The organism is Pseudomonas sp. RW409 (genome assembly GCF_003184125.1).
Lineage (GTDB): Bacteria > Pseudomonadota > Gammaproteobacteria > Pseudomonadales > Pseudomonadaceae > Aquipseudomonas > Aquipseudomonas chlororaphis_I.
In genome coordinates this window covers 651,488-667,300 of the sequence record NZ_QHHP01000033.1, presented here as the reverse complement: position 1 = coordinate 667,300, position 15,813 = coordinate 651,488, and the positions used below count along the sequence as shown (strand labels likewise).

At 65.1% G+C, this 15,813-nt stretch carries 12 protein-coding genes; 4 read left to right on the top strand and 8 right to left on the bottom strand.

All coding sequences use genetic code 11. The annotated features are described in order from the left end of the window. Positions 1 to 461: 461 nt before the first annotated feature. From DK261_RS16205 to DK261_RS16170, 8 genes are all read right to left on the bottom strand, one after another. A complete protein-coding gene (locus DK261_RS16205) occupies positions 462 to 1,661 on the bottom strand; it encodes an MFS transporter (protein WP_009049273.1) in 1,200 nt (399 codons plus the stop codon). 260 nt (positions 1,662 to 1,921) lie between these two features. Then, positions 1,922 to 2,746, bottom strand: a complete 825-nt coding sequence (gene efeO, locus DK261_RS16200) for an iron uptake system protein EfeO (RefSeq protein ID WP_016703819.1) — start codon at positions 2,744 to 2,746, stop codon at positions 1,922 to 1,924. 30 nt (positions 2,747 to 2,776) lie between these two features. Next, positions 2,777 to 4,099: an iron uptake transporter deferrochelatase/peroxidase subunit gene (gene efeB / locus DK261_RS16195; protein ID WP_110175986.1), complete on the bottom strand. Its 1,323-nt coding sequence runs from the start codon at positions 4,097 to 4,099 to the stop codon at positions 2,777 to 2,779. 18 nt (positions 4,100 to 4,117) lie between these two features. Continuing rightward, the gene (gene efeO / locus DK261_RS16190; RefSeq protein WP_110175985.1) at positions 4,118 to 5,317 is read right to left on the bottom strand and encodes an iron uptake system protein EfeO; all 1,200 of its coding nucleotides are present in this window, start codon (positions 5,315 to 5,317) and stop codon (positions 4,118 to 4,120) included. Between the two features lie 9 nt (positions 5,318 to 5,326). Continuing rightward, the gene (gene efeU, locus DK261_RS16185; protein WP_016703822.1) at positions 5,327 to 6,169 is read right to left on the bottom strand and encodes an iron uptake transporter permease EfeU; all 843 of its coding nucleotides are present in this window, start codon (positions 6,167 to 6,169) and stop codon (positions 5,327 to 5,329) included. A gap of 255 nt (positions 6,170 to 6,424) precedes the next feature. Next, a complete protein-coding gene (locus DK261_RS16180) occupies positions 6,425 to 7,330 on the bottom strand; it encodes an AraC family transcriptional regulator (protein ID WP_016703823.1) in 906 nt (301 codons plus the stop codon). Positions 7,331 to 7,611: 281 nt separating this feature from the next. Beyond that, the gene (locus DK261_RS16175) at positions 7,612 to 8,904 is read right to left on the bottom strand and encodes a glycosyltransferase (RefSeq protein ID WP_028682578.1); all 1,293 of its coding nucleotides are present in this window, start codon (positions 8,902 to 8,904) and stop codon (positions 7,612 to 7,614) included. Positions 8,905 to 9,032: 128 nt separating this feature from the next. Next, the gene (locus DK261_RS16170) at positions 9,033 to 9,392 is read right to left on the bottom strand and encodes a response regulator (RefSeq protein ID WP_009049266.1); all 360 of its coding nucleotides are present in this window, start codon (positions 9,390 to 9,392) and stop codon (positions 9,033 to 9,035) included. Between the two features lie 263 nt (positions 9,393 to 9,655). Here DK261_RS16170 and DK261_RS16165 point away from each other — a divergent pair, with 263 nt between their 5' ends. Genes DK261_RS16165 through DK261_RS16150 form a run of 4 tightly spaced genes read left to right on the top strand, consistent with a single transcriptional unit; the run spans position 9,656 to position 15,745 of the window. Next, on the top strand, positions 9,656 to 13,153 hold the full coding sequence (locus DK261_RS16165) for a response regulator (protein WP_038632758.1): 3,498 nt from the start codon (positions 9,656 to 9,658) through the stop codon (positions 13,151 to 13,153). Next, positions 13,153 to 13,968 carry a protein-glutamate O-methyltransferase CheR gene (locus DK261_RS16160; RefSeq protein WP_110175984.1) on the top strand — a complete coding sequence of 272 codons (816 nt, stop codon included), beginning with the start codon at positions 13,153 to 13,155 and terminating at the stop codon, positions 13,966 to 13,968. Before DK261_RS16165 ends, DK261_RS16160 begins: the two co-directional genes overlap by 1 nt. Beyond that, positions 13,965 to 14,570, top strand: a complete 606-nt coding sequence (locus DK261_RS16155) for a chemotaxis protein CheB (RefSeq protein WP_103330647.1) — start codon at positions 13,965 to 13,967, stop codon at positions 14,568 to 14,570. Before DK261_RS16160 ends, DK261_RS16155 begins: the two co-directional genes overlap by 4 nt. Then, positions 14,564 to 15,745: a hybrid sensor histidine kinase/response regulator gene (locus tag DK261_RS16150; protein ID WP_053269187.1), complete on the top strand. Its 1,182-nt coding sequence runs from the start codon at positions 14,564 to 14,566 to the stop codon at positions 15,743 to 15,745. Before DK261_RS16155 ends, DK261_RS16150 begins: the two co-directional genes overlap by 7 nt. The last annotated feature ends 68 nt before the right edge of the window (positions 15,746 to 15,813 follow it).

Below are 15,813 nucleotides of genomic sequence, written 5' to 3'. Positions count from 1 at the left end.
GGTCTTGAGATCGCCGCGCCCCTTCGGGACGTACGCAGCCTGCGGCAGCGGCTACACGAAGCCAGACCCCGACCCTGTAGCCGCTGCCGAGCCCGCGAGGCTGCGACAAGGCCCGCAGGGCCTTCATCGGTCTTGAGATTGTTGCGCCCCTTCGGGTCGATCGCAGCCTGCGGCAGCGGCTACACAAAGCCTGATGCCGCGCCCCTGTAGCCGCTGCCGAGCCCGCGAGGCTGCGACAAGGCCCGCAGGGCCTTCATCGGTCTCGAGATCGCCGCGCCCCTTCGGGACGTACGCAGCCTGCGGCAGCGGCTACACGGAGCCAGGCCCCGATCCCTGTAGCCGCTGCCGAGCCCGCGAGGCTGCGACAAGGCCCGCAGGGCCTTCATCGGTCTCGAGATCGCCGCGCCCCTTCGGGACGTACGCAGCTTGTGGCAGCGGCTACAGCTGTATCGGCGCCCAGATCAGCTGGGGCTTTTCGCCGCCGGCCAGCTCGCCACCAACAGCAGCAACAGCGTGGCAATCAGGTAGGGCAGGCGCGGTTCGACGGCGTAGATCAGCGAGCCGGCCAACGGGCCGATCACCACGCCGAACCCCTGGGCCGCGCCAATCGAACCGGCGGTGGCGCCTTGTTCGGAGGCGTCCACGGCGTTGGCCGCCAGGGCGGAGAAGGACGGGAAGATCGCGCCCATGCCCGCCGCCGAGACAAAAAAGCCCAGCCACAGCCCCCAGGCATTTTCCACGAGCATGCAGCCGGCAAACCCGCTGGCGGCCAGCAGCGCGCCGGCGCGGATCATCCGCAGCGGTGGCCATTCGAGTTTGCGCACCACCAGTTGCGAGCAGATCAGCGCCACGCCGACCATGGCCAGGGCGATACCGGCGGCCTGGGCGGCGTCGGCGCTGTCCAGGCCCAGGCGGTCGAGGGCGTAGAAGCTCACGGTGATCTGCGCGATGGACACGCAAAGCATGGCGACGAAGGCCACCGCCATCGGCCGGCGCAGCCGCGGATCGCTCAGGCGTACCGAGCGCGGCGCCTGCTTGAGGTGCAGTTCCTGGCGCGGCAGCTTGTACAGCAGCACCAGGAACGCCGCCAGCGGCAGTACGGCCATGGCGTACAGCGGCAGGCTCAGGCTGACGCGGGCGAGCAGCGCAGCCACGGCCGGGCCCAGCACCAGGCCGACGGCATTGGCGGCGCCCAGGGTGGCCATGGCGCGGGCCCGATGCTCGGGCTCGACGTTGTCGGCGATCAGGGCAAAGCCGCCCACCGGGATGGCCGCGTAGAACACCCCGATCAGGCCGCGCCCGAGCATCAGGCCGATAAAGGCCAGCCACATGCCCGGCAGCAGGTGCAGCGAGACATCGATAAACAGGCACAGCGCCCAGTAGGCGAGGGTGAAGCCAGCGGTGCCGAGCAGCAGCACCCGACGGCGCCCGAAACGGTCGCTGGCCTGGCCCCAGGGCCGCGCCAGGAGCATCCAGATCACCCCGGACACGGTCACCGCCGCGCCGGCCTGCCAGGTGGCCAGGCCGAGCACACGGACGATCGGGCCGATCAGCGAGACGAAGGCCATCATCGACATGGTGCAGGCCATGTAGGCGAGCATCAGCGGCAAGAGTTTGAACGGGGCGGCGGTCTGCGGCGGTTGGGCCGTTGGGGTGGACATGCAAAATCTTCCATGAAAGTCAGGAGTGCGCGGGACGTTATCGCTAAAACGCGCCGCCGCCCAGGGTTATCGGCGCAGGTGAGGGTAGATCAGCAGCCTGGGTGATGGGGCAAGTCATCAGCACGCCGGCGCTTGTCTGTAGGAGCGAAGCTTGCTCGCGATAAGTTCGCCAGGACGACGCGGTGAAATTTGAATATCGCCGCTGCGCGGCTATCGCGAGCAAGCTTCGCTCCTACAGGATCGGGTCGGGTACCCGAAGCTCAGTTCAGTCCCAACTTGCCGCGCAGGGTCGAGAGGTCTTCGGCCAGGGTGTTGACCGGACCCACCAGCGCCTTGCGGTCGCTGTCCTTGACCTTGTCGTAGGTCTCGAAGCCGCCGTCGGCGGTTTTGTACCTGGCCAGGATCTTGTTCACCGTGGCGAAGTTCTTGTCGACCTTGGCGACGAAGGCTGCATCCTGCTGCTCGATCTGCGGACGGAACAGGTCGACGATTTTCTTCGCCCCGTCGATGTTGCCCTGGAAGTCGTAGAGGTCGGTGTGGCTGTAGCGGTCTTCTTCGCCTGAGACCTTGGTCGCAGCCACTTCCTCCAGCAGGGCGGCGGCGCCGCCGACGACTTTCTCCGGCGGGAAGGTCAGGCCGGCGACGCGGGCCTGCAGGTCCTTGACGTCCTTGTTCAGGCGGTCGGCCAGGGCATCCAGGCCCTGGGTGGAGTTCTGGGCGAACAGCGAATACTCGATGCGGTGGAAACCGGTGAAGTCCTCGGCCTCGACGCCTTGTTCGTGGTCGTCGACCCGCGAGTCGATGGCCGCGTCGAGGTCGCTGAACAGCTCGGCGATCGGCTCGATCGACTCGTAGTACACCCGGGTCGGGGCGTAGAGCTTTTTGGCGGTGGCCAGGTCACCTTTCTTCACCGCGTCGGTGAAGGCCTGGGTGTGGCTGGCCAGCTCGTCGAGCTGCTCGGTGACGTAGATCTTGTAGTCGGAAATCGGCCCCACCAGTTCCAGCGGCGATGTGGCGGCCACAGCCGACAGCGGAACATGGAGCAAGCCAAGGGTCAGCAACACAGCAAGGGGCGACTTTTTCATGGGACGTTTCCGTGGGGGGGTGAGTGGTGGTCAGGCGCTGGTTTTCGCTTGGGTGGCCTCGAGCAGCCCGCGACCGAGGAAGTCGCGGTCGCCAGTGACGCCGGGCAGGGTGAAGAAATACCCGCCGCCGACCGGCTTGAGGTATTCCTCCAGGGGCTCGCCGTTGAGGCGGGTCTGCACCGCGATGAAGCCTTGCTCCAGGTCGGCCTGGTAGCAGATGAACAGCAGGCCCATATCCAGTTGGCCGTTCTTGTTCACGCCGTTGGAGTAGTTGAACGGCCGGCGCAGGATCAGGTTGCGCTGGGTCTCGGCGGTGCGCGGGTTGGCCAGGCGGATATGGGCGTCGAGCTTGGTCAACTGGCCGTGGGGATCCTTGCGGTAGTCCGGCACCTGGTGTTCCTGCTGGCCGTCCATGGGCGCCCCCGAGGCCTTGACCCGGCCGATGATGCTTTCTTGTTCCTGCAAGGGCGTGCGGTCCCAGCGTTCGACGAAGTTGCGGATGATGCGCACCGCCTGATAGCTGCCGTGGGCGGCCCAGGCCGGTTCGTCGCTGCCGGGCTGGACCCAGACGATCTGCTCCATGGCCTTGCGGTCGTTGGAGTCGGGGTTGGCCGAGCCGTCGCGAAAACCCAGGAAGTTGCGCGCGCTCTGCGCCGGTTCGCCAGGACGCGCCGGGGCCTGGGGCGGCACGCTGCCTTCCTGCTTCCAGCGCACCAGCAGCAGGTCCGGGAGGTTTTTCACGATGTCGCGCAGGGCGTGGATATTGGTGTCGGCGGTGTTGGAGCAGAACTGCAGGCTCAGGTCGCCGTGGCAGCAGTCGGGTTCCAGCGCATCGTTGGGGAAGCCGACCATGCGTATCAGGCGCTTGGGTTTGGCCGCGGCCAGGCCGAAGCGCTCATCGAACAGCGAAGCGCCCACCGAGACGGTGATGGTCAGGTTGTCCGGGGTCACCACGGGGCCGAGGATGCCCGAGTCCAGCGGCGGCAGTTTCGGGTCGACCTGGGGGACCGGGCCGCCGGTCATCAGGAACCGGATGCGCTGGTCGAGGGTGCGCAGCAGTCGCTCCAGGTCTTCGCGATCGCTGGCCAGCACGTCGAACGACACCAGCATGCCGGCCGCCGGGCGCGGGGTGACGATGCCGCTTTGATGCTGGCCGTGGAAATCGTGGCGGTCCTGGGTCTTGTCGCTGCTCGGGGCTTCTGTGACCTGGGCGGTGGTTTTCCCGGTCTGGGCTGCCATTGCCGGGCAGCTCAGGCTGCTGCCGGCCAGGGCGACACCGGCGGCGCCCATGCCCAGCAGTACACGGCGGCGTTGGGCGGAGAAAGCTGGATTGGATAGATCTGAGTCGTTCATCGGGCGGGCGTCTTCTGCTTACAGGCCTGAGAGGCCAAGGGCGGGATCGATTCCATCGAGTGCATCGGCCAGAACCTTGGCCTGGTCGGCGATCCGCTTGCGCTGATCGGCGCCGACACTGTCGTAGGAGGCATAGCCCTCGGCGCTGCGCAAAGCGCCGTACTGGCTGTCGAGGGCGCCGAGGGCGCTGTCGATCTGCGCCAGCAGCGGGGCGGCGGGCTTGGCCAGCAAGGGGCGCAGCAGGTCGACGACCTTGCGGGTGGTCTCCAGGTTGGCGGCAAAGCCGTTGAGGTCGCTGTGGCTGTAGCGTTCTTCTTCGCCGCTGCTGGCGCGCACCTCGGCGATGCTGCGCTGGGCGCGCGCGACCAGGCTGACCAGTTGCTCCGGTGGCAGCGACTGGGCCAGCAGTTGTTGCTTGAGTGTGGTGACATCGCTGAGCAGGCGCTGGGCGATCGGCGCCAGGCCGCTGAGGTCGCGTTGCTGGAACAGCGCGTATTCGAGGCGGTGGAAGCCGACGAAGCCGGGGTCCTGCTCGCGTTTTTCGAAGTAGTCGGCGCGCGCGTTGATGCTGTTGTCCAGCTCGCCCAGGCGCTGGGCGGCCGGGGCGAGGCGCTGGTAGGCCGCGCGCGCCGGCAGGTACAAGGCCTGGGCCTGGGCCAGGTCGCCGGCCTGGATGGCTTGCTCCAGGGCGCTCACGGCCTTGATCAGGGTTGTGCCCTGGCTGCTCAGGTAGACCCGGAATTCCGACAGCGGGCCGATAAAGGCGACCATCGACGGCCGGGCCTTGGCCTGGGCGTCGGATTCGGTGGTCGGGGTCACATGCAGGGTGCCGCGCGGGTTGCTCAGCAGGCCGCAGGTGATGGCGTAGTCGCCGGGTTGCAGCCTGGCGTTGATCACCTGGCTGAGGCCCGGCGCGATGTTTTCCCGTTCTTCGACCACTAGCACGCCGTCGAGGATTTCCCACTCCACGGCGCGGTCCGAACGGTTGACGATACGGAAGCTCGCCAGCCCGGCCGGCACGTTCAGGGCGTTCGGCTCGCAGCTGTGGGGGTGGATGGTCACGGTGATTTCGTCCTTGTGCGCCTGGCGCTTGCTGGCGGCCAGCTGCGAGGCGTAATAGAACAGCCCGCCGGCGGCGATCATCACCATCACGGAACCCGCGAGCGCCCAGCGCAGGGCGCTCGGTGCCGGGGGCTGTGGGGAGGCTTGCTGGGTCATGGAAAGGCCTTAGTGGCTGGAAACGGAAGACGATGGGCTGGCGACGGGTGCCGCGCCGGGCAGGAAAAACAGCACCAGGGTCACCAGCAGGTAGAGCAGGTAGGCGCCCAGGGTGCTGACGGTCGGGGTGTCCTGGTAACCGAACATGCCGGCCAGCACCGAACCCAGCGGGCCGTCCATCGGCAGGCTGGCGCTGAAGTCGAACAGCACGCTCTGCAGGTGGTTCCAGACCCCGGCTTCATGCAGGGCCTGCACCGAGTTGGCGAGGATGCCGGCGGCCACCACCAGGATGAACAGGCCGGTCCAGCGGAAGAACGCGCCGAGGTTCAGGCGCATGCTGCCGGTGTAGATCAGCACGCCTGCGACGATCGCCAGCGCCAGGCCGAGCAGGGCGCCGATCGGTGCCGCCGGGCCTTGGCTCTGCTGGAACACGGCGAGAAGGAAGAACACGGTTTCCAGGCCTTCGCGGGCCACGGCGAAGAACACCATGGCGATCAGCGCCGTGACCTGGTGCCGGGAGCCGGTCAGCGCCTGGTCCAGCGAGGCTTGCAGGGAATGCTTGATCGAACGCGCGACCTTGCGCATCCAGAACACCATGGAGCTGAGGATGCCCACGGCCACCAGGCCGACGATGCCTTCGAAGAGTTCCTGCTGCTTTTGCGGAAACTCGGCGCTCATCAGCTCCAGGCCGCCGCCCACCAGCAGGGCCAGGGCCGCGGCGAGAAACACGCCGATCCACACGGCCGGCATCCACTGACCGCGCCCGGTCTGTTGCAGGTAACTGGCGATGATGCCAACGATGAGCGCGGCTTCGATCCCTTCGCGCAGCATGATCAGAAATGGAACGAGCATTCAGCACCGGCGGGCAGATAGATAGGGAGCTAAGTTGTAACATGTTGATACGTATTCGCAAATGACTATGGTTGCTATTTGCTGAACGTCAGCTGAACGGAGCGCGTTTCGGGGGGCGTGTGTTTGTGTCTGTAGGAGCGAGCGGGCGGCGATCCGACTTGCCCGCGATAGCCACGCCGCACAATGCCTGACACACCGCAGTGCCTGCATCGCGGGCAAGCCTCGCTCCTACAGGGGGCGACGGTGTTTGTGGGGTCAGGCCAGGTTCTGTTCGGTCAGGCGCTGCACGGCCAGGCGCCGGTAGTGGGAAGGGGTCATGCCCTTGAGTTGCTGGAAGCGCCGGTTGAAGTTGGAGATGTTGTTGAAGCCGGACTCGAAGCACACGTCGGTCACCGGCTTGTCACCGTCGGCCAGCAGTTCGCAGGATTTGCTGATGCGCAGGCGGTTGACGAACTCGACGAAGCAGCGGCCGGTGGCCTGCTTGAACACCCGGGAGAAGTAGGTGGGTTTCATGCCCAGGTAGTCGGCGACTTCTTCCAGCGGCAGCTCGCGGGCGTAGTGGGCGAAGATGTAGTCCACCGCGCGGTTGGTGCGGTCGACGTTGTGCTCGTCGGCCAGTTGCACGTTGGTGGCGCCGGACAGCAACTGGTAGTCGTCACAGGCCGCCAGCAGTTCCAGCAGGATGAAAAAGTGCCCGAGGCGAGTGATGCCGCTGGAGTCGGCGATGCGCTGCATCAGGTCCATGGCCTGGGCGATGGTGCGCTTGCAGCGGAACTCGATGCCGCACTGCGCGCGCTCCAGCAGCGGGGTCAGGCTCTTGAGTTCGGCGAACACCTGATAGCCGCTTTCGAACAGCTCGTCGGTGAAGTTCACCAGCATGTCGCGCTTGGGCACCACTTCGTCCTCGGCCACCTGGCTGATCCAGTTGTGGGGCAGGTTGGGGCCGGTGAGGAACAGCGATTCGGGGTAGAAGTTGCCGATGTAGTCGCCGATGAACACCTTGCCGGAGCTGGCGACGATCAGGTGCAGCTCGTACTCCTTGTGGAAATGCCAGCGCACCAGGGGGCAGGGGAAGCCGTGCTGGCGATAGATGATCGACAGACCGTTGTGGTCGTCCATCAATTCGTAGGAAGGGTCGGTGACTCTCGCTGATCGGCTCATGGCGCTGCGCTTTCTTATCGTTGTTGCGCCAGATCATGCCTCCATCGGATATCCAGCACCAGTGCTGGCCAGGAGATCCCTGCAGGCGCTCGGGCGCGGCGTTCTCAAGATCGCTGAGGGCCTGCGGCCCTATCGCAGCCTCGCTGGTGCCCGGCAGCGGCTACAGGGTTTGTGCCGGCTGACAGATCGAGGCACGGCTCGGTTTCTGTAGCCGCTGCCGAAGGCTGCGATCGCCCCGAAGGGGCGCGCTCTTGACGCCTGCGGCAGCGGCTACAGGAGCCTCAGGCCAGGCGGTTTTTCGCCTCGATCCACTGCGCCATGTACTGGGTGCTCTTGTGGTGATGGTGACGCAGCATGCCGCCGGTGAAGTTATCGCGGCGCAGTTGCGCCAGGTTCGCCCGGCAGTGCTGCAGGCGCTCGATCAGGGCCGGGCCGTGGACCTGTTGCCGATAGCGCGCAAGCAACAGCTGGCGACCCTGTTCCTGGGCCGCGCTCCACAATGCCTGGTCCTGATACAGGCGCACCGCCGCCGCGGCGATGGCGCTGGCCGACTCGGCCACCGCTCCCGGCCATGGCGCGTCGCCGTGCATGGCTTCGGCGCCGACCGGGGTGGTGACACTCGGCGTACCACAGAGCATGGCGTCCAGCAGCTTGCCCTTGATGCCCGCGCCGAAACGCAGCGGCGCCAGGCAGATCCGCGCGGCGGACATGACCTCCAAGGCATCCTCGGCCCAGTTCATCACCTGGAAACCCTGGGCCGGATTGTGCAGGGCCGCGGCCTTGGGCGGGGTGTAGGCGCCATAGATATGCAGTTGCGCGCCCGGCAGTTGCTGGCGGATCAGCGGCCAGACGGCGTTTTTCATCCAGAGCACCGCGTCCCAGTTCGGCGCGTGGCGGAAGTTGCCGATGCTCAGGAAGTGCGCCCGTTCGGCGAAGGGCACATAGCTGTGCGGCATCTGCTCGGGCATCAGTGGGCACCAGTGCAGCAGGGCCGGCGGCAGGCCGAATTGCTTGACCAGCAGATCGATTTCGAACTCGGAGATCATCAGGCTCAGGTCGCAGCGGTACAGCGCGGCGATCTCGCGCCGGGCCTGGTCGGTCTCGGCCATGCCGGCGAACTCCTGCTCGGCGGCGGGGGCGAACAGGGCGCTGAAGTCATCATTGTCGTCGCAGGCGCCCAGGCGCTCCTTGAGGCGCTGATGGCGGGCGTGACGCAGGCTCTGCAGGTCGGAAGTCTCCAGCACGCGCAGGGCGCCGGGGCACTGCTGCTCGACGCGCCAGCCGAACTGTTCCTCCATCATGAACTGGTCGAACAGCACGATATCCGGCGCCAGTTCGGCGATGAAGCGGTCGAAACTGCTGTTGTTCAGTTCGATCGGGCACTCGCGGATGCCCAGGGCGCTGAGGTCTTCCTTGTGCTCGCCAGGGTTGGCCGGGCTGCTGAAGGTGATGTCCCAGCCTTGCCCGAGCAGGACCTGGAGGATCTGCATCAGGTGCCCGCTGGCCGCCGAGGAGCGGGGTTCGGGCCAGACGTAACCAATGACCAGGACTTTGGTGGCGGCGGTCGGACTCATGGGTGGGTATTCCTGAAAAGCGCGGGGGTGTTTGCGGGGGCGCCATTAAACCACAGCAGGGCGCTGGCGCGGCCGCCTCGGCGCCCATGGCCCAGGCGCTGGTCGGCTCGGAGCGGGTTACCGGGGGTTCAGCCGAGGATGGCGCGGACCTTGTCGCGCAACTGGTCGATGGAGAAGGGCTTGCCGATCACCGTCATGCCGGCGGGCACCTCGATGTTTTCCGCGTAGCCGCTGGCGAACAGCACCGGCAGCTCCGGGCGCAAGGTGCGGGCGCGGGCCGCCAGTTCCTTGCCGTCCATGCCGGGCAGGCCGACGTCGGTCATCATCAGGTCGATTTGCAGTGCGCTGTCCTGCAACCGGGTCAGGGCTTCTTCGCTGCCCGAGGCTTCCAGCACCTTGAATTCCAGCTCCTCCAGCACATCGACAATCAGCATGCGCACGATGGCGTCGTCTTCGACGACCAGGATGGTGGAATCGGTGGGGGACATGGCAAGGCTCTCGAAAAAAATGGAAAAAAAGGACGGCGGCGGAAAAAGGTGCTTGTCTCTTGCATCAGTAAATGACGCGCAATGACAAGTTTCCGAAGCTGTACAAAAAAGTAATTCTGTACAAGCTGTGCCAGAATAACCTGTCTGATCGAGGGCGGGCAGTGCAGGATGAAAAATTGCCACCGAGCTTGTCGGAAGAATAGATGCGCTGCCCCCCTTTGGGGCAAACTCCATGGATTTTGACACTTCACCAAGGCCTTTCAATGAGCTCCCCGTCTTCGGTTGATGAACAGAGTTTTCGCAAGCTGCTAAGCCGCAACATCGCGCTTCCCCTGGGGGTGGGCGTGCTCAGCGCGGTGGTCTTCGTGTCCCTGATCAGCTATCTGCTCTCGGCGATCCAGTGGGTCCAGCACAGCGACCGGGTGATCAACAGCATCAACCAGGCCGCCAAGCTGACGGTCGACCTGGAAACCGGCATGCGCGGCTTCCTGATCACCGGCGACGAGCATTTCCTCGACCCGTATGAAGTGGCCAAGCCGCAGATCTTCAGCGAGCTGCGCGAGTTGCGGGGGCTGGTGGCGGACAATCCGCAGCAGGTCGATCGCTTCAAGCGCCTGGAAGCCTTGCAGGAAGAGTGGGGCCTGCACGCGAAAAGCATGATCGAGATGCGTCGCCAGGAGGGCGATTATCGCCGCTCGGTGCAGTCCGGCCGGGGCAAGCGCCTGACCGACCAGATGCGCAAGGAATACGACGAAGCAGTGGCGATGGAGCAGCAGCTGCGGGTCGATCGCAACGAGAACGTCACCCGTACCACGGTCCTCAGCGTGGTCCTGTACCTGCTGTTCGTGGTGGTTATCAGTGGCCTGCTGGCCTTTATCGGTCGCCGCGACCTGCTCAACCTGTCGAAGAGCTACAGCGCCAACCTAGCCGCCCAGCAGAAAAGCGCCCAGAGCCTGGCGCAACAGGCCTGGCTGCGCAGTGGCCAGACCGAACTGGCCGAGCAGTTGCTCGGGCAACTGACGCTGAACCTGCTGGGGCGCAATATCCTGCAGTTCTGCGCGCAATACCTGGGCAGCGCCGTGGCGGCGCTGTACGTGCGTGAAGAGCACGGTGGCCTCAAGCGCGTGGCCGCCTATGGCTTCTCCCGCGAGCAGGAAGAACGCGAACAGTCGATTTTCATCGGTGAAGGCATGGTCGGGCAGGCGGCCCAGCAGGACCGGCTGATCCGCCTGGACGAGGTGCCCGTCGATTATTTCAAGGTCAGCTCCGGCCTGGGCGATGGCGTGCCGCGCAGCGTGCTGGTGGTGCCGACCAGCGACGACGACCGGGTCAACGGGGTGATCGAACTGGGCTTCCTGCGCGCCCTCAGCGAGCGCGATGTCGAGTTCCTGGAGCTGATCGCCGGTAATATCGGCACCGCCATCGAAGCCGCGCGTTATCGCCAGCGCCTGCAGGAAGTGCTGGCCGAGACCCAGCAACTCAACGAAGAGCTGCAGGTGCAGCAGGAAGAGCTGAAGACCGCCAACGAAGAGCTCGAGGAACAGTCGCGGGTGCTCAAGGAATCCCAGGTGCACCTGGAAGCCCAGCAGGTGGAGCTGGAACAGACCAACGAGCAACTGGCCGAGCAGGCCCAGGCGCTGGCGCAGCAGCGCGACGCCATGGACCGCAAGAACGGCGAGCTGAACCAGGCCCAGGTGCAGTTGCAAGAGCGCGCCGAGGAGCTGCAGCGGTCGAGCAAGTACAAGTCGGAATTCCTCGCCAATATGTCCCACGAGCTGCGCACGCCGCTGAACAGCTCGCTGATCCTGGCCAAGCTGCTGGCGGAAAACCCCCAGGAAAACCTCAGCGCCGAACAGGTGCAGTTCGCCGAGTCGATTTATTCGGCGGGCAACGATCTGCTCAACCTGATCAACGACATTCTCGACATTTCCAAGGTAGAAGCCGGCAAGCTCGAAGTGCGTCCGGAAAACACCAGCGTCGCGCGCCTGGTCGAGGGCCTGCGCGGGCTGTTCCAGCCGTTGACGGCGGACAAGGGCCTGGAATTTCGTGTCGAGTTGCAGCCCGGTACGCCGCAGATGCTGTTCACCGACCGCCAGCGGGTCGAGCAGATTCTCAAGAACCTGCTGTCCAACGCCGTGAAGTTCACCGAGAAGGGCCAGGTCAGCCTGAGCGTGTCGCAGCAGCCCGAGGCGGGCATTGCCTTTATCGTGCGCGACTCGGGCATCGGCATCGCCCCGGAGCAGCAGGAAAGCATCTTCGAAGCCTTCCGCCAGGCCGACGGCACCACCAACCGCCGTTACGGCGGCACGGGCCTGGGGTTGTCGATTTCCCGTGACCTGGCGGCGCTGCTCGGCGGTTCGATCACGGTCGCCAGCGAGCCGGGGCAGGGCAGTGTCTTCACCCTGGTGCTGCCGGAGCAGTACGTCGAGCGTGCGGCAGAGCAACAGGGCGAACTCAAGCCAGTCGCTGCGCCGCTGACCCAGGCGCCGAACCAACCGGCTCCGGCGCCGGCCCCCCTGGTGCCTGAGGTGGAGATTCCGCGTTTCGCCGACGATCGCGACAAGGCGCCGTTCGCCACCCGCTGCATCCTGGTGGTGGAGGACGAGCCGAACTTTGCCCACATCCTGTATGACCTGGCCCACGAGCTGGGTTACCAGTGCCTGGTGGCCCACGGCGCCGACGAGGGCTACAGCCTGGCCGAGCAGTTCGTACCGGACGCGATCCTGCTGGACATGCGCCTGCCGGATCATTCCGGCCTGACGGTGTTGCAGCGCCTCAAGGCGCACGCCAGCACCCGGCACATCCCGGTGCATGTGATTTCCGTGGAAGACCGGGTCGAGGCCGCCATGCACATGGGCGCCATCGGCTATGCGGTCAAGCCCACCACCCGCGAAGAACTCAAGGACGTGTTCGCCCGCCTGGAAGCCAAGCTCACCCAGAAGGTCAAGCGCGTGCTGCTGGTGGAGGACGACGACCTGCAGCGCGACAGCATCGCCCGGCTGATCGGCGACGACGACATCGAGATCACCGCCGTCGGCCTGGCCCAGGAGGCCCTGGAGCTGCTGCGCGACAACCTCTACGACTGCATGGTCATCGACCTGAAGCTGCCGGACATGCTCGGCAACGACCTGCTCAAGCGCATGTCCACCGAGGACATCTGCTCCTTCCCGCCGGTGATCGTCTACACCGGGCGCAACCTGACCCGCGACGAAGAGGCGGAGCTGCGCAAGTATTCGCGCTCGATCATCATCAAGGGCGCGCGTTCGCCCGAGCGCCTGCTGGACGAAGTGACGCTGTTCCTGCACAAGGTCGAGTCCCAGCTGTCCCATGAGCGGCAGAAGATGCTCAAGGCCGCCCGCAGCCGCGACAAGGTCTTCGAGGGGCGCAAGGTCCTGCTGGTGGACGACGATGTGCGCAATATCTTCGCCCTCACCAGCGCCCTGGAGCAGAAGGGCGCGATCGTGGTCATCGGTCGCAATGGCCATGAGGCGATCGCCAAGCTCGATGAAGTCGAGGACATCGACCTGGTGCTGATGGACGTGATGATGCCCGAGATGGATGGTTACGAAGCCACCCTGGAAATCCGCAAGCAGCCGCGCTGGCGCAAGCTGCCGATCATCGCGGTGACCGCCAAGGCCATGAAGGACGATCAGGAGCGTTGCCTGCAGGCCGGCGCCAACGATTACCTGGCCAAGCCGATCGACCTCGACCGGCTGTTTTCCCTTATTCGAGTCTGGTTACCCAAGATGGAAAGAATCTAGTGGAGCGCAATACCGAGATCGAACTGCGCCTGTTGATCGAAGCTATCTACCTCAAGTACAGCTACGACTTCCGCGATTACTCCGGCGCCTCGATCAAGCGCCGGATCAACCATGCGCTGCGTCAGTTCGAATGCAAGACCATTTCCGCCCTGCAGGAGCGGGTGCTGCATGATCCGGGCGCGTTCATGCAGCTGCTGCAGTTCCTGACGATCCCGGTCAGCGAGATGTTCCGCGACCCGTCGCACTTCCTGGCGATCCGCCAGGAAGTGGTGCCGCTGCTCAAGACCTATCCCTCGATCAAGATCTGGATCGCCGGCTGCAGCACGGGCGAGGAGGTCTATTCGATGGCCATCCTGTTGCGCGAGGAAGGGTTGCTCGAGCGCACCATCATCTACGCCACCGACATCAATCCCAGCTCCCTGGAGAAGGCCAAGCAAGGCATCTTTTCCCTGGAGAACATTCGCGCCTACACCCAGAACTACCAGCAGGCCGGCGGTTTGCGCTCCTTTGCCGACTACTACACGGCGGCCTACGACTACGCGATCTTCGACAAGACCCTGCGCGAGAACGTGACCTTCGCCGACCACAGCCTGGCGACCGACAGCGTGTTCTCCGAAACCCAGCTGATTTCCTGTCGCAACGTGCTGATCTATTTCAACAAGAAGTTGCAGGACCGCGCCTTCGGCCTGTTCCACGAGTCGCTCTGCCATCGGGGCTTCCTGGTGCTGGGCAGCAAGGAAACCCTGGACTTCTCGGCCTATGCCCAGCACTTCGAGCCGCTGGTCAAACAAGAACGGATCTACCGCAAATCATGAACGACGACGTCATCAGGCAATCCGCCTTGCCGCGGGTCGAGGCCATCGTGATAGGCGCGTCGGCCGGCGGCGTCGAGGCGCTGCTGAAAATCTTCAGCGCGTTCCCCGAGGGTTTCAGCCTGCCGATCGTGGTGGTGCTGCACCTGCCCGAAGAACATCGCAGCCAGTTGGCCGAGCTGTTCGCCCTGCGCCTGGCGCTGCCGGTGAAAGAGGCCCGCGACAAGGAGAGCATCGAGCGCGGCACCCTGTATTTCGCCGCGCCCGGTTATCACTTGTCGGTGGAGCAGGACCGCAGCCTGTCCCTGAGCCAGGAGGAGCGCGTGCATCATTCGCGTCCCTCGATCGATTACCTGTTCGACTCCGCCGCCGATGCCTATGGCCCGCGCCTGGCCGCGGTGCTGCTGACCGGGGCCAACCAGGACGGCGCCCATGGCCTGGCCCAGGTCAAGCGACGCGGCGGCCTGAGCATTGTCCAGGACCCGGCCGAGGCCCAGGTGGCGACCATGCCCGAGGCGGCCATCGCGCTGCACCGACCGGATTACATTCTCCCTTTGCACGGCATCAGCCGTCTGCTTGTCGAGCTGGAACGAATCGCATGTTAAGTAATATCCAAGCCAAGCTGCTGATCGTCGACGATCTGCCAGAGAACCTGCTGGCCCTCGAAGCGCTGATCAAGCGCGAGGATCGCCAGGTGTACAAGGCGCTGTCAGCGGACGAGGCGTTGTCGCTGTTGCTCGAGCATGAGTTCGCCATGGCCATCCTCGATGTGCAGATGCCCGGCATGAACGGCTTCGAGCTGGCCGAGCTGATGCGCGGCACCGAGAAGACCAAGAACATCCCCATCGTGTTCGTCAGCGCCGCCGGGCGCGAGCTCGACTATGCCTTCAAGGGCTATGAGAGCGGCGCGGTGGACTTCCTGCACAAGCCGCTGGATATCCATGCGGTGAAGAGCAAGGTCAATGTGTTCGTCGACCTGTACCGGCAGAGCAAGGCCATGAAGCAGCAGGTCGAAGCCCTGGAGCAGAGCCGGCGCGAGCAGGGGGCGCTGCTCAAGCAGTTGCAGGCGACCCAGAACGAACTGGAGCAGGCGGTGCGCATGCGTGACGACTTCATGTCGATCGTCGCCCACGAGGTGCGCACGCCGTTGAACGGCCTGATCCTGGAGACCCAGCTGCGCAAGATGCACCTGGCCCGCGACAATGCTTCCGCGTTCACCCTGGACAAGATGCAGGCCATGGTCGAGCGCGATGAGCGCCAGATCAAAAGCCTGATCCGCCTGATCGAAGACATGCTGGACATCTCGCGGATCCGGACCGGCAAGCTGTCGATCCGCCCGAGCCAGGTCGACCTGGTACAGCTGGTGCGTGGCCTGCTGGAGAATTTCGCGCCCCAGGTCGAGGCCGCCGAATCCTCGATCGCCCTGAGCGCCGAAGGCTCGGTGCTCGGCCAGTGGGACGAGTTCCGTATCGAACAGGTGATCTCCAACCTGCTGACCAATGCCTTGCGGTATGGCGCCAAGAGCCCGATCGAAGTGCGGGTCTACAGCGCGGACGGGCAGGCGCGGGTCGAAGTGCGCGATCACGGGATCGGCATCAGCGAGGAAAACCAGGCGCGTATCTTCCAGCAGTTCGAGCGCGTCTCTGTCAATCATGCGGTGGCCGGGCTCGGGCTTGGGTTGTTCATTTCCGAGCAGATCGTCACCGCCCATGGCGGCACCATTGAAGTCGACAGCAGGATCGGCGAAGGTGCGCTGTTTCGCGTTTGTCTGCCGCTGTAGGAAAACACCGGCGCCCACGCAACCTTCTGGATGACCGAATGGTCGTATCAGCAGCTATTGACCGAACA